This window comes from Cyanobium sp. N5-Cardenillas (assembly GCF_024345515.1).
Taxonomy (GTDB): Bacteria; Cyanobacteriota; Cyanobacteriia; order PCC-6307; family Cyanobiaceae; genus Cyanobium.
The window spans coordinates 1-13,378 of the sequence record NZ_JAGQBG010000063.1; the positions used below are offsets into that span (position 1 = coordinate 1).

Below are 13,378 nucleotides of genomic sequence, written 5' to 3' on the forward strand. Positions count from 1 at the left end.
TGCAGAACCTCGAATCCCGCATGGGCTTTGAGGGGGCCGATTCCCCTTTGCTGGCCGAGCGTCGGCCGGTGAGCACCATCACCCTGCTGGTGGTCACCGGCGACCGGGGCCTCTGCGGCGGCTACAACGCCAATGTGATCCGCCGCGCCGAGCAGCGCTTCGCGGAACTCAAGGGCCAGGGATTCGCGGTGGACATGGTGCTGATGGGCCGCAAGGCCATCACCTATTTCACCAACCGCTCCTACCCGATCCGGGCCACCTTCACCGGCCTGGAGCAGGTGCCCACCTCCCAGGAAGCCGGTGAGATCGCCAACGAAGTGCTCGCTGAGTTCCTCTCGGCCAGCACCGATCGGGTGGAGATCGTCTTCACCCGTTTCATCAACCTGGTGAGCTCCCAGCCGGTGGTCCAGACCCTGCTGCCCCTGGATCCCCAGGGCATCGCCAGTTCGGATGACGAGATCTTCCGTCTCATCACCCGTGATGGCCGCCTCGGGGTGGAAGTCGGCACGGTGGCGAACGTCGAGCCATCGCTCCAACCCGATTTCGTCTTCGAGCAGAGCCCGGAGCAGCTGCTCAACGCCCTGCTGCCCCTCTATCTCGCCAACCAGCTGCTGCGCTCCCTCCAGGAAGCGGCCGCCAGCGAACTGGCCAGCCGGATGACGGCCATGAACAACGCCAGCGACAACGCCAAGGCGCTCGCCAAGACCCTCACCCTCGACTACAACAAGGCCCGCCAGGCGGCCATCACCCAGGAGATCCTGGAAGTGGTGGGTGGCGCGGCGGCGATGGGCTGATCGTCAGCTCCAGGTGGCCGGTGGCGGCATCCCGCTCCCGGCCCAGCTGCCAGCCCTCCGGGCAGAGCAGCAGCATTTCCATGGTTGTGCGCACCCGGCTGCCGTGGCAAAGATGGCCGCCCAGGGTATGGCCCTCGGCGTCGGCCACCACCAGGTGCAGGTGGGCGCCATCCCCGGTGACCGTGCCGGCCATGGTGATCACCTCGTAGGGCCCAGGGAGAACCACCCCATCGCTGCGACCGGCAAAGCGAAGCTTGGGGCTATCCAGACTGCCGATGCCAGAGATGATGAAGCCGCAGTCCTTCTCATCCTCCTGGGCCCGCGCCTCGAGCTCCCCGCGCAGGTCCACCCCGGGCGGCAGGCGCAGCGGTCGGAATGATCCCGTGTTGATGGCGGCCACCGGTCAGCCCTGGGGCCACTCCCCCCATGTGTACCCTTTCTCGTGGAACAACAGCAGGCAGGCGTCAACCACCATTGGGTCGTAGACAACATCACGGTTGTTGGTGATTTCTGCCAGGGCGGCATCGATGCCCAGCCCGGCCCGGTACGGACGGTGGGCACACATCGACTCCACTACATCCGCGACGGCCACAATCCTCGATTCCAGCAGCAGACTGTCTCCTGAAATCTCGTTCGGATACCCGCTGCCGTCCATCCGTTCGTGGTGTTCGAGCACGATGCGGGCAACAGGCCACGGCAACTGGATGTCCTTGAGAATGTGATAGCCGGCTTGGGCGTGTTCCTTGATCAGCTCGTATTCCTGTCGGGTCAGTTTGGTCGGCTTGCAGAGAATCTCCGCCGGAACCATGATCTTGCCGATGTCATGAAGGGATCCCGCCAGTTGCACCCCTTCCAGCTGATGGTCCGATAGCCCCAGCTCCTTCCCGAGGGCCACGGCCAGTTGGGCCACCCGTTTCTGGTGGCCGGCCGTGTAGGGGTCCCGCATCTCCGCCATTCCCCCCAGCACCGAGAGCAGCTGCTTGTAGAGCTGGTGCTGTTCCTGGAGGGTTGTCCTCAATCGCGCCTCGGCGAGCGCCCTGGCGATGAGACTGCCAAGTCGAAGGGCGATGGTGTTCAGAAGCAGTTGCTCTTCGGCCAGAAAGGGCCCTTCCACTGACGCCGCAAGGTCACGGGTGTACCCCACCTCCACCTTGCCAACGGTGTTGCCATTGGCGCTGATGCTGGAGGATTGCAGCGACTTGCAGGAGTCAACATCTCCCGTGCTATAGGCACTTTCACCCCAGCGAATCCTGGCAACAGCCTCGGTGGAATGAACCCAGGCCTCTGGAATGACGTTGACAATCTTTTGGAAGAGTTCGTCAATCGTGCCTTCATGGGTGCCGATCATCGTCTCGATCTGCTGCAGGCAGTTCAGTTCCTTCATCCGCTCCTTGAGCGCCAGCTCCATTGGCGTCATCGCGGCGCCGTTGGCTTGCCTCACATCCTGTTGCGCTGGGTCCCTTGTGGCTATAGGCCCGTTTGGCTTGCATATCGAAGTCATTTATAAAGCCTGTCTTCAGGAGAATAGATAGAAGCCTGAATGAACCCGAATCGGTGCCCTTCTGGTTTTTCATTAATCTAAACCCATCTGCGCAACCTCGCCCAGGTGACCTCATAAGGCCGTCGTCCTGAGGGCTCTGGTGAGGCTCAATGGCGGTCCCGACGGGCCCGCCCGGCACCTGCAGATGGTGTTCGGGCGTTGGTGGCTGTCCTAGGGGTGGTGGTCCACGGTGATCACGAGAGTCCCTTTCTTCCGTCCGGTGTCGACATACCGGTGGGCGTCCACGATCTGATCGAGCGGATAGCGTCGATCAATCACCGGTTGGATGGCGCCCGCTTCAGCCAGTGCCGCCAGTTGGCGCAGATCCTCCAGTTTCACGGCAACGGGTCCGGCGATCACCGTGTGGCGGCTCGTCAGCGACACCCACAGGCCCTTCAGCATCTCGGGCAACCCGGCCAGCACCAGCAACAGCCGCCCCCCATCCTTCAGTGATCGGCTGCAGCGAGAAAAGGGCGCCGTACCGACCGTATCGACAATGAGGTCGTACGTCTGGCCGTTGCCGGTGAAGTCGGCCTGGGTGTACTCGATGACATGGGCGGCGCCGAGGGAACGCACCAGATCGCTGTTGGCGCCGCTGCACACCCCGGTGACCTCGGCCCCGACGTGGCGGGCCAGCTGCACGACGGCGGTCCCCACCGCCCCGGAGGCCCCATTCACCAGCACCTTGTCCCCGCGCTGAACCTGGCCACGGCGCAGGAAGTCCAGGGCCGTCGTTCCGCCGAAGCACAGGGCGGCGGCCGTTTCATCGCTGAGCCCTGGCGGTGTGGCCACCACCATGCCGTCCTGCGGCAGGACGATGTACTCGGCATGGCAGCCCATGCGGGCGTCGCTGAAGGCGAAGACCCGCTCCCCCACCTTGAACCGGGTGACGTCCCTGCCGATCGCAGCGACAACCCCGGCCAGCTCCGAGCCGAGGATGGGTTGTCTCGGCTTCCGCAGACCGAACACCAGCCGCATGATCAGCCCAAAGCCCGTTGGGACGGTCTGACTGCGAATCCGCCAGTCTGCTGAGGTGACGGTGGTCACATGAATCCGGATCAGGATCTCGTTCCCTTTGGGCGTGGGGGTGGCGATCTCCTTGATGCGCAGCACCTCGGGCGGTCCATAGCGCTCAGCGACGACGGCTTTCATGGCAGGGGGGATTCGAGAAAGGAGGAATAGGCCCTGGCGAGGGCCTGCTTGCCGCCCGTTTCGACGATGGCGCCATGGGCCACGATGACCCTATCGAAATCCCACTGCAGGACCAGCTGCATGGCCCTGTGCAGGGAAGCCCTGTCGGAAGTGGCCAGCCGCTCAAGAATGGTGGGCTCCAGGCGATTGAAACCGCCGCCGATTCGTGTGATCAACCGGGTGAGCCAGGCCGCGGAGGCATCGAAATGGAAGGCACTGTCGGTGAGGATCAGGGTCCGGCTGGGGGTGTGGCAGAAGGCCACCTCATGCAGCGGGGATGGCCCCGTCGGCCCCAGGGTGTGGAGCCCGGTGAGGTTGCACACCTCGATCTCCGGCCATGGGGAAGGGGGCTCAGCGCTGAGCAGTCGATCCAGCTGCAGATGGGGACATTTCTGCCTGAGGGCGGGCGGACCCCAGGTGGTGGCCAAAGGGAAGCGCTTCTGGAACGCCTGGAGATAGAGGTGGTGGAAGACGTTGGGCGCCATGACATCGGTGACGACACCGATCGCGGCTAGTTCCTGTTCAAGGGCAGGATGGGGTTGAATCGGCGAAAGGATCACCAGCCTGTTGCTGTTCGCCAAGCGGATGACGGTCATCCTGGTGCCGATGCTCAGGCCGAAGTAGGTCTGCGGTTGTTCGGCAACCCAGAGATCATCGGCAAGGCGGTGGAGCATGGGGAAGGATGGGGATTGTCCTGATTTACTTGGATGTCCTGTTGGGTCGCTGCTCGAGAGGCGCGGGATGATTGATACAGCACCCTGGCAAGGATGGCAGCGCCATGCTTGGGGAACGCCACGCCATGGTTGTCCTCAACGGCGGTGGGACGTCGGGGCCGCCCGAAAGTAGCGATCGGAGCGCAGCCACTCCAGCAGCGATTGGTTCAGGGGCCGGATCGTGTGAACGGTCATCGCCCGAATCAAGCCGTGCAGTTGCCTTTCCTCCTCGTTCCTGTCCCCGTAGGTTTCCTCAAAAGGCCGAGCCAATCCAGGGCCCAGGGCTGCTGTCTCTGGTCGGCGACTCTTCAGCTGAGTGGCCAGTCGCTTCAGCAGCGCGTACAGCTCGGCCAGCCGACTTCTGCGTTACAGCGCTGTTCCGCACAGTTGAAGAACCAATACGGCGACCGTTTTGCCCACATAGCCCAGGATGGGTCGGCAGGGGAGGCCATCAATCCAGGACTCGGATTGCAAGGATAGGCGGAATGGAAACAAGGAGTGGGATCTAGGATTCCATGATCTGTTTGAGCTTCGCCAGTTCGCTGTCTACGAGGCTGATTTGTTGTTTGAAGAAATCATCGCCAAAGCTCGGAGGCTGAAAGAATGTCAGCAGAACCTCACTGCCATCGCCATTCGGAACAACCCGTGCCGGTACTGTCCAGCTGGCGTCGGGGGCATGGAAATCGTGGTCCAGTAGTCCTGTGGCGGCATCAGGTCTGATCCGAAGCTTGGCCTGACCCGTGGGCGTCTCCATGTCCCACCATTCATCGTCAGAGGGTCGAATGGCCTTGACATTCACAATGGCCCACAAAGGCCAGTTTGCAGGATTGGACAGGAATTCAAACACCTTTTCAACAGGCGCCTGTATGGACACTGTCTTTGTGATCGAGGTCAGAATCATCCCATTTCTCTCCTTAATGTCGTCATCTCAACAGTTGGTCAGCGCACGATACCATCGGTGCGGTCAACGTGGACGGCCATCGGTTGATCGCGCTCAGGTGTCCAGTCGGTCCGACGCGGCCTATCCGTAGGCGTAGGAGACCTGGATGCAGGCCTGGCCCGTCGCCTTGTTGATGGTGAGCAGGAGATACTCGAAGGCCGTGCCACTGGCAAGCCGCAGCGAGGTGGGGCGATGTCCTCGGCCGAATGTGATGATGGGCCCGGATGTTTCTGCCACACAGCTGGGGCCAGCCTGGGGAGCGGAGGTTTCTGAAGATGTCTGGATGTTCTCGAGCGCCAGAGCCCGAATGACCGATGCGGTCTGTGGTGGAGACAGGTGAAGGGAGCAAGCGGCCATTCGCGTGGTGCCGACCATGCGGCAGTCCAGATGCTGCGGTTCCACGTCAGCAGTTTTCAGGAGTTCGCGAACATCGGCTTCGAGTCCCGAGCGATTGGTGACCGTCCAAAGTGATGCGCAGCCAGTGAGAAGCAGGCAGGCCAGACCGCCGCAGAGACGAGGGGCGGTCATGGTGTCAGCTCCTTGGCGCTGCCGGGCATCTCTTTCAATTGGAGAGTGGTTTGGCTCCCGGGATCCAGCCGATTCAGCCGATCAGAACGAGCCAGGCCCCCATCTCCGTCGGTGCGCTAGAGGGAGTTGCTGATCCGTAGGGCGGCGACGAGGACAGGTGGAATCCCCAGGAAGATTGTGGAACACCAGAGTCCCAGGACGGAACCACGTCTGGCACTGAACACCAACGCTCCACCGCCAACGCCAATGTATGCCAAGGTGAACAGGAAGAATACATACGCATAGGCAACCTCGCCATCTCTCGTGCTTGCCGTGAGGGCCCAGTGGAGGAGATAGAGGCACGCAACTGTATTGATCGAGAGAAAGAACCAGCCGGCTGCTTTCAGTATTGACTTCATTCCCCCTCGGCCATCATCCTCACGATGGATTTTGGCATGGGCGTCTGTCCACGACCAGGCACGGGACGGCGTGGTCCCAGAGTTTCCGCTCAGGCCCATTCCGTCCCCAGTCACCGCGTCTCCCGTCGCCTTCACCCATGGACGCCCCCGCCAACCTGGCGATCCAGCCCCTGTTCCCGATGGCCCTGGGCCGGGTGCAGCTGGCGCCCGACCCCCTCGACACGGCCCTGTTGCTGCAGAGGGCCCTGGCCTTGCGTGAGCAGGTCCCCAGCGAGGAGGGCGTGGCCTGGACCGGGGATGTGCGCGGCGCCGGGGAGCTGCACCGTGACCCCCTGTTCGCTCCACTGATCGCCCGGCTGGCGGACCATGCCTGGCCGTACCTGGCCGGGCTGGGGTTTGATCGCCGGCGCGTGGCGCTGCATGTGCAGCGCAGCTGGCCGGTGCTCAGCGATGCCGGTGAGCAGGTGGGCCGCCACCACCACCCCAACGCCCACCTCAGTGCCGTCTACTACCTCAACGGTGATGGCAGTGGCCGCAGCGGCTGCCTGCGCCTGTTCGCCCCCCGGCAGGTGAACGAACTGGTGCCGGGCCTGGCGGTGGGGCAGGACGGACCCATCGACGCCGGGGCGGCTCTCAACCAGCCCTGGCATGACGTGGCGCCCCGGGCCGGCCTGCTGGTGCTGTTCCCCGCCTCGGTCGACCATGCGGTGCTGCCCAACGACGACACCGACGACACCCGCTTCTCCCTCAGCATCGACTTCGTTCTCACGGCCCCGGAGGCGGTGCCCGATCCGGGGGAGTACCTCGCCCCCCATCCCGGCCGCTGGCTGGTGATCGGGGAGGATGGCAACGCGTCGGGAGCCTGAGCCGCCCCTGCCACCGCCGCCCCTCCCAGACCCCCATCCCCCGTGCCCGAGCCCACCCCAGAGCCGAACGTCTTTCAGATCAGCGCCAGCCTGGATGGCGTCTCCCTCAGTTTTTCCTGCCGCAGCGACCAGACGGTGCTCAACGCCGCCGAGGCCGCCGGGGTGCCCCTGCCCAGCTCCTGCTGCTCGGGAGTGTGCACCACCTGCGCCGCCCTGCTGCGCAGCGGCACGGTGCACCAGCCCGATGCCATGGGCGTGAAGGCCGAACTCCAGGCCAAGGGCTATGCCCTGCTCTGTGTCTCCTATCCCCTCTCCGACCTCGACCTGCTGGCCGGCCAGGAGGACGCCCTCTACGAGGCCCAGTTCGGTCAGTTCCAGAAGTGAGTTCCCTGGTGCCCCTGGAGCTGTGGCTGCAGGCCGCCCCCGGTCCGCTGCTGCCCCAGCTGCGGCAGGGGCTGGAGCGGGAGGCCCGCCGCCTGGCCGGTGAGGGCGCCGAGCCCCTGCGCTGGGCGATCACGGCCGTGGATCCCCGCCGGGGCCTGCGGCTGGAGGGGATCGTGGTGGCCCCGGCGCCGGCCCCCGGCCCTTGAGCGTGGCGGCCCCGCCCCTGCCCACCCTGCTGGTGATCCCCACCGGGGTGGGCTGCGCCGTGGGCGGCTTCGCCGGCGACGGCCTGCCGGCGGCCCGGCTGCTGGCGGCGGCGAGCGGCTGCCTGATCACCCACCCCAACGTGATGAACGCCGCCTCCCTCTACTGGAGCGACCGGCGCCTCCATTACGTGGAGGGCTGGAGCCTCGACCGCTTCGCCGCCGGCGAGCTGGCCCTGGCGCCTGTGCCCAGCCAGCGGGTGGGCGTGCTGCTGGATGCGGGCATCGAAGCGGAGCTGCTGCTGCGCCACCGCCAGGTGATCGAGGCCTGCCGCGCCAGCCTGGGGCTGACGATCGGCCCGGTGCTCAGCAGTGATGGGCCCTTGGAGGTGAGCCTTTCGATCGGGCCCAGCGGCAGCAGTTGGGGTGGCCTCGGCCGGCCTGATGAGCTGCTGCGGGCCGGTGAAGCCCTGCTGGCGGCCGGGGCCACGGCCATCGCCGTGGTGGCCCGCTTCCCCGAGGACCCCGGCAGCGACGCCCTGGCGGCCTACCGCCACGGCACGGGGGTCGACGCCCTGGCCGGGGCGGAGGCGGTGATCAGCCACCTGCTGGTGCGCCACCTGGGGGTGCCCTGCGCCCATGCTCCCGCCCTGGCGCCGCTGCCGGCCGACCCCGGGCTGGATCCGCGGGCGGCGGCGGAGGAGCTGGGCCACACCTTCCTGCCCTGCGTGCTGGTGGGCCTGAGCCGGGCCCCCTCGCTGCGGTCCGAGCCGGCCGGTGGCAACGGGTTGCTGCACGGCGCCGATCTCGGGGCGGTGGTGGCTCCGGCGGGGGCCCTGGGGGGGGAGGCGGTGCTGGCCTGCGCCGAGCGGGGCGTGCCGGTGATCGCCGTGGAGGGGAACCCCTGCCTGCTGCAGGTCAGCGGCGAGGCCCTGGGGCTGCCGGTGATCCCCGCCACCACCTACGCCGAGGCGGCGGGAATCGTGCTGGCCCTGCGGGAAGGCCTCGATCCGGCGGCCCTGCGGCGGCCCCTTCCAGCGACAAGGGGATTGGGCTGAGGGAGACTCAGGGCTCGCCCAGGAAATCCCGCTTGCCCAGTTCCACGCCGTTGTGGCGCAGGATGTCGTAGGCGGTGGTGACGTGGAAATAGACGTTGGGCAGCACAAAGAACAGCAGGAAGCTCTGGCCGCTGAAGTGGAGGGTTTCGCCGCGGATTGGCAGTTCGATCGGCTTGGTCTCGGTGCCGTCGATCTGATCGCTGGAGAAGGCCGCGAGGCTGGTGAGGGTCGTCTCGATGCGGCCGATCAGGTCGGCGAAGCTGGCCTCGTCGTCCGCCATCGCGGTGCTCTCCACCCCCGCCAGCCGGGCCAGGCCGCGGCGGGCGATGTCGGTGGCGATCTGGACCTGGCGCACCAGGGGGAACATGTCGGGGTAGAGGCGGGCCTGCAGCAGCACCGCCGGATCGATCCCTTTGGCTTCGGCGTGGGCGGCCGCTTTGGCCAGGACGCTGCTGAGGTTGGACAGGCTGCGGGCCAGGGGCGGAACGGCCGCCTCGAACATCGAGAGGGTCATGGCGGGGCGGGGGCCGGGGGCAGGCGAACCGGACTGTAGGCCGGTCGACGGGGTGGCCAGGGAGCGGCGATGAGCACAAACACTCAGCCGGTTTCCACCCTAAAGCGGACCGAATACGAGTTAAGCTCCATGCGATCGCTGCTCCGGGCGGCGCGTCGTCAAGTCGTTCTTCACACATTCACATGGCTGCCATCGAAACGGTCCCCAGCGTTGTCTTCAAGACCCGTGTGCGCGATGAGTCCGTGGGAGGCCCCAACCCCTTCCGCTGGCAGGACCTGACCACCGACGACATCTTCAAGGGCAAGAAGGTGGTGGTGTTCTCCCTCCCCGGTGCCTTCACCCCCACCTGCTCCTCCAACCACCTGCCCCGTTACGAGGCCCTGTACGAGGAGTTCAAGGGCCTGGGCGTCGACAGCATCGTCTGCGTGTCGGTCAACGACGCCTTCGTGATGTTCCAGTGGGGCAAGCAGGTGGGCGCTGACAAGGTGTTCCTGCTTCCCGACGGCAACGGTGAGTTCAGCCGCAAGATGGGCATGCTCGTCGAGAAGGGCAACCTGGGCTTCGGTGCACGCTCCTGGCGCTACTCGATGCTCGTCAACGACGGCACCATCGAGAAGATGTTCGTGGAGCCCGGGCTTGAGGACAACTGCCCCACCGACCCCTTCGAGTGCTCCGATGCCGACACCATGCTGGCCTACCTGAAGGGCACCGCCCCCGCCGGCGTCTCCGCTCCCAGCCGCGAGTTCGTCGGCTGAGCCCACTGCAGGGCTGGTCCGATCAGACGGCCTCCCCCGTTCCGGCATCGGAGCGGGGGTTTTTCATGCTCTGAATCGATGCCCTACCGGCGCCTCTCGGCCAGCATGGACCTAACGGATGGTGGTGGCTGAGGCGGTGCAGCTGGAGACGACAACCCCAACCTTCCGCTTCAGGCCCCAGGGTCCGGTTCGTTTCTTCGTGGCGGCGTTCCTGGCGTTCTGGCTGTGCGGCTGGCTGGCTGGAGAGGTCTTCGCCCTGTTGTTCCTGTGGAGGTTCCTGGCCACGTTTCTGGTCACGGGGCAGGGGGCCCTGCCGGCGGCCCTGTTCCTGCTGGTCTGGGTGAGCCTCTGGAGTGTCGGTGGCGCCGCTGCCCTGCACCATCTGCTGCGGGCGGTCTGGTCGGAGGATCGGCTCTCCGTCGCGGGCGACGGCCGTCTGGAGCGGCAGGTGCGGCTGGGCCCCTTCCGCCACCGTCGTGTCCTGCCCAAGGCCGCCATCCTTTGCTTTCAGGTGCGCGATGGCGGCTTCGGGGGGCCGCTGGTGGCCGTGCTGCCCGGCCGCAGCCTCGAGATCACCCGGCTTGGCAGCCTGAGCCAGCGCCAGAAGGCCGCCAGTCAGCTGAATCGGCTGCTGGGCCTGCGTCCGGCGGAACCCGACGATCGGCCGGCAGCCCCGGCTGTACTGCCGGCGGGCTGGAAGGAGCTCACCCCTTCCTTCGGCAGTCCGCTGCTGGTGCCCGACCCTGCCCTGCGCCGGCGCCATCGCCTGGTGATGGGCCTGGTCAACCTCGTGCTGTGGGGCTTGCTGGCCCTGCTGCTGGGTGGCGGGCCGGCCCGGCCAGGGTTCTGGGGGATGGGGATTCCGCTGGCGCTGGTGGCCCTGGCCTGTGGCTGGGCCCAGGTGTGGTTGATGTTCGGGCGCCGGGAATGGCGGCTGGAACCGCGGGTTCTGGTGCTGCAGCGCCGCTTCGGCCATCGCCTGCGGACCCTGGGGGAAGCCCGGGCCCTGGAGCTGATCGAGCTGGTCGATTCCGATGGGGACCGTTCCTATCGGTTGCAGGCCACCCGGTCTCCGGGTGGGAAGCCCCTGCTGGTCGATCACCAGAGCGGTGATCCAGCTTCCCTGCGCCAGCTGGGGGCCTGGCTGGCGGCGCGGGCCCATGTGCCGTTCGAGGATCGGGTGCCCAGCGAGGAGCAGCGTCGGCAGCAACGAGCCGCTGACATGGAGCGCCTGCGCCTGCAGCTGGCCGCCTCCGGGCGCCTGGGCCGCTGGGCGGCTCAGCAGCTGGATCGGGCCGAGGCCACCGGGGCCTGCCGGGCGAAACAGCGGACTGACACCTGACCAACCGCAGGTTGCGCTTCCGGGGGGGATGGCCTGATCCACCGGGTTGGAGTCGACAACTCACCCCGCCTGATGGGCGGTCAATGAAGGCCTTCGCCGTTGTGATGTCCCGAGGACCAACGCTCACGCACCTCCAACATCCCCCTGGGAGCGAACCGAACTCCCCGCGAAATGCTCGCCGCATGCGCTGCTTTTCGGGAGGGAATCAGCTAGCCTTTTTCTGCAACTTCCAGGAGATTTGCCGCAGACGGGCTCGCCAACCGTCCCACTTCTGCCCCAGATCGGCGTTATCCCCCTTGGAGATGGTGAACGGGTTCGATGGGCTTTTCAGACACGTTTCCTTTCCTGCTTCCGGTGTCGCGGCAGCGACGCCGCAGAGAAGTGATCACCGATACCGTGGAAGGCCGGGGGCCTGTCGTTGCCGGGTGTGATTCGTCGGGATCCACTGGTCATGGAGCGGCCGGAACTGTCCCTCCCATCTGGGCCAGCAGCCAGTCGATCTTCGCGTCCCTGCCGGATCCCTTTCTGCTGCTGTTGCCCGAGAAGAGCCTCTCCGGCGCCATCACAGACTTCGTCTGTGTTTACGCCAACGGAGCGGCCAGCGCCCTTCATGGCCGCACACCGCGCGGGATGCTCGGGGTCCGTCTGCTGGAGGCCCACCCTTCCAGCGCCCTCTTCCCCCATGGCCTTCAGGTCATGGAAAAGGGTCAGGCCGTTGTTGTCGAAGGCCTTGAGGCCCGCTCCGATGGAGACCAGCTTTCCAGGTGCCGGCCGGAGATCCGCCTGTTCCTCGCCAACGGTCTGCTGTGCTGCCTCTGGCGGCAGGACCCCCATTCCATGGTGGTGCAGCGCCAGTTGGTGGAGGCGGAACGGCGGTATCGGCTGCTGGCCCGTCACGCCTCGGATGTGGTGCTGGACCTGGACAGCGACCACCGGATCGTCTGGGTCTCCGAGTCGATCGAAGCCCGGTTGGGCTGGCGGCCTGACGCCCTGGTTGGCCAGCCGGCCATCGGCCTTGTGCACCGGGACGACCGGAGCCAGGTCCTGCGTGCCGGTCTCCGGCTGGCAGGACCGGGATCGTTCCGTGAAGACCTGCGGCTCCTCTGCTCTGACGGGGGCTGGCGCTGGATGGTGGGCACCGCCCATCCCCTGCCGGGGGAGGAGGCCGGCGCCCTGGTGCTGTCCTTCCGTGACATCCATGACCAGGTGCGGATCCGCGCCGAGCTGGACCACAGCCGTCAGCGCGACCCCATCAGCGGCCTGGCCGTCCGCCCTGTGGCCCTGGACCGGATCCGACGGGCCCTTGATGGCCTGGAGGGCACCGGTTCGACGCTCGCGGTGCTGAGCATCGGCATCGATGGCCTCACCCAGGTCAACGATGCCCTCACCCATGCGGGTGGCGACAAGCTGATCGCGTTGCTGGCGGAACGGATCGTCAGGACGATCGGCCGTCCTGAGCAGGTGGGGCGGGGCACCGGCGACGAATTCATCGTGCTGCTGAGTGATCCGGACGCCGCAGCCGCAGCCACCCTCACGGCCGAGAGGATCCTGGGGGCCTGCCGTGCGCCGGTGACCATCGGTGGCCAGCCCATCGACCCCACGGTGAGCATCGGCATCGCCACCGCCCGGGCTGGCGCGCTTCCCGATGAACTACTGCGGGACGCCAGCCTCGCCATGCGGCAGGCCAAGGGCCGGAGTCGCAATGGTTTTGCCCTGCTCGACGACGCCCTGGCCACCGAAGCCCACACCTTGCTGCTGTTTGCGGCCGAGATCCAGCGGGGGCTGGTGATGGGGGAGTTCGACGCCTGGTTCATGCCGATCGTGGCGTTCGACACCGGCCAGGTCACCGGCTACGAGGCCCTGGCCCGCTGGGTGCGGCCCGATGGCCTCGACGTGCCCCCGGCCGAGTTCCTGCCCTGCGCCGAGTGCCGCGGCCTGATCACCCGCATCGACCTGCTGGTGCTGCGTCAGGCCCTGGCGGCGCTCTCCCGGCTGCCCGCTTCGTTCACCATGGCGGTGAACGTGTCGGCGGCCACCCTCGCCCTGCCCGAGTACCCCCAGCTGGTCGGCGAAGCCCTGGGGGCCGCCGGGGTCCTCCCGGAGCGTCTGCACCTGGAGGTCACGGAAACGGCGCTGCTCACCGTGACCAGCC

At 66.6% G+C, this 13,378-nt stretch carries 15 protein-coding genes; 8 read left to right on the forward strand and 7 right to left on the reverse strand.

What is annotated here, in order from left to right; translation table 11 throughout:
• The coding region (locus KBZ04_RS06930) for a F0F1 ATP synthase subunit gamma (protein ID WP_254991214.1) at positions 1-794 on the forward strand (794 nt) is incomplete at its 5' end.
• Here KBZ04_RS06930 and KBZ04_RS06935 read toward each other — a convergent pair.
• From KBZ04_RS06935 to KBZ04_RS06960, 6 genes are all read right to left on the reverse strand, one after another.
• Positions 745-1,194, reverse strand: a complete 450-nt coding sequence (locus tag KBZ04_RS06935; RefSeq protein WP_254991215.1) for a PPC domain-containing DNA-binding protein — start codon at positions 1,192-1,194, stop codon at positions 745-747. The two genes, KBZ04_RS06930 and KBZ04_RS06935, sit on opposite strands and share 50 nt — an antisense overlap.
• A 3-nt stretch (positions 1,195-1,197) precedes the next feature.
• On the reverse strand, positions 1,198-2,235 hold the full coding sequence (locus KBZ04_RS14275; RefSeq protein WP_254991216.1) for an HD-GYP domain-containing protein: 1,038 nt from the start codon (positions 2,233-2,235) through the stop codon (positions 1,198-1,200).
• 270 nt (positions 2,236-2,505) lie between these two features.
• Positions 2,506-3,486, reverse strand: coding sequence for an NAD(P)-dependent alcohol dehydrogenase (locus tag KBZ04_RS06945; RefSeq protein WP_254991217.1), 981 nt, complete (start codon positions 3,484-3,486; stop codon positions 2,506-2,508).
• A complete protein-coding gene (locus tag KBZ04_RS06950) occupies positions 3,483-4,199 on the reverse strand; it encodes a DUF4336 domain-containing protein (RefSeq protein ID WP_254991218.1) in 717 nt (238 codons plus the stop codon). The genes KBZ04_RS06945 and KBZ04_RS06950 overlap by 4 nt, the downstream gene beginning before the upstream one ends.
• A gap of 544 nt (positions 4,200-4,743) precedes the next feature.
• On the reverse strand, positions 4,744-5,139 hold the full coding sequence (locus KBZ04_RS06955; RefSeq protein WP_254991219.1) for an SRPBCC family protein: 396 nt from the start codon (positions 5,137-5,139) through the stop codon (positions 4,744-4,746).
• Between the two features lie 120 nt (positions 5,140-5,259).
• Positions 5,260-5,706, reverse strand: a complete 447-nt coding sequence (locus KBZ04_RS06960; RefSeq protein WP_254991220.1) for a hypothetical protein — start codon at positions 5,704-5,706, stop codon at positions 5,260-5,262.
• 535 nt (positions 5,707-6,241) lie between these two features.
• Between KBZ04_RS06960 and KBZ04_RS06965 the strand changes: the two genes are divergently transcribed.
• From KBZ04_RS06965 to KBZ04_RS06980, 4 genes are read left to right on the forward strand one after another with little or no spacing between them, the layout of a single operon-like run.
• Positions 6,242-6,970, forward strand: coding sequence for a putative 2OG-Fe(II) oxygenase (locus KBZ04_RS06965; protein ID WP_254991221.1), 729 nt, complete (start codon positions 6,242-6,244; stop codon positions 6,968-6,970).
• 42 nt (positions 6,971-7,012) lie between these two features.
• Positions 7,013-7,354 carry a 2Fe-2S iron-sulfur cluster-binding protein gene (locus KBZ04_RS06970; protein ID WP_315860082.1) on the forward strand — a complete coding sequence of 114 codons (342 nt, stop codon included), beginning with the start codon at positions 7,013-7,015 and terminating at the stop codon, positions 7,352-7,354.
• Positions 7,351-7,560: a hypothetical protein gene (locus tag KBZ04_RS06975; protein WP_254991223.1), complete on the forward strand. Its 210-nt coding sequence runs from the start codon at positions 7,351-7,353 to the stop codon at positions 7,558-7,560. Before KBZ04_RS06970 ends, KBZ04_RS06975 begins: the two co-directional genes overlap by 4 nt.
• Before the next feature lie 2 nt (positions 7,561-7,562).
• Positions 7,563-8,615: a DUF3326 domain-containing protein gene (locus KBZ04_RS06980; protein WP_254991229.1), complete on the forward strand. Its 1,053-nt coding sequence runs from the start codon at positions 7,563-7,565 to the stop codon at positions 8,613-8,615.
• Positions 8,616-8,622: 7 nt separating this feature from the next.
• Here KBZ04_RS06980 and KBZ04_RS06985 read toward each other — a convergent pair whose 3' ends face one another.
• Positions 8,623-9,129: a DUF1993 family protein gene (locus KBZ04_RS06985; RefSeq protein WP_254991224.1), complete on the reverse strand. Its 507-nt coding sequence runs from the start codon at positions 9,127-9,129 to the stop codon at positions 8,623-8,625.
• Between the two features lie 182 nt (positions 9,130-9,311).
• On the opposite strand from KBZ04_RS06985, the gene KBZ04_RS06990 reads away from it, so the two are divergent.
• The 3 genes from KBZ04_RS06990 to KBZ04_RS07000 all read left to right on the forward strand — a co-directional run.
• Positions 9,312-9,884, forward strand: coding sequence for a peroxiredoxin (locus KBZ04_RS06990; protein ID WP_254991225.1), 573 nt, complete (start codon positions 9,312-9,314; stop codon positions 9,882-9,884).
• A 118-nt stretch (positions 9,885-10,002) separates the two neighbouring features.
• A complete protein-coding gene (locus tag KBZ04_RS06995; protein ID WP_254991226.1) occupies positions 10,003-11,226 on the forward strand; it encodes a hypothetical protein in 1,224 nt (407 codons plus the stop codon).
• Between the two features lie 534 nt (positions 11,227-11,760).
• On the forward strand, positions 11,761-13,378 hold a 1,618-nt coding region (locus KBZ04_RS07000; RefSeq protein WP_254991227.1), incomplete at its 3' end, for an EAL domain-containing protein.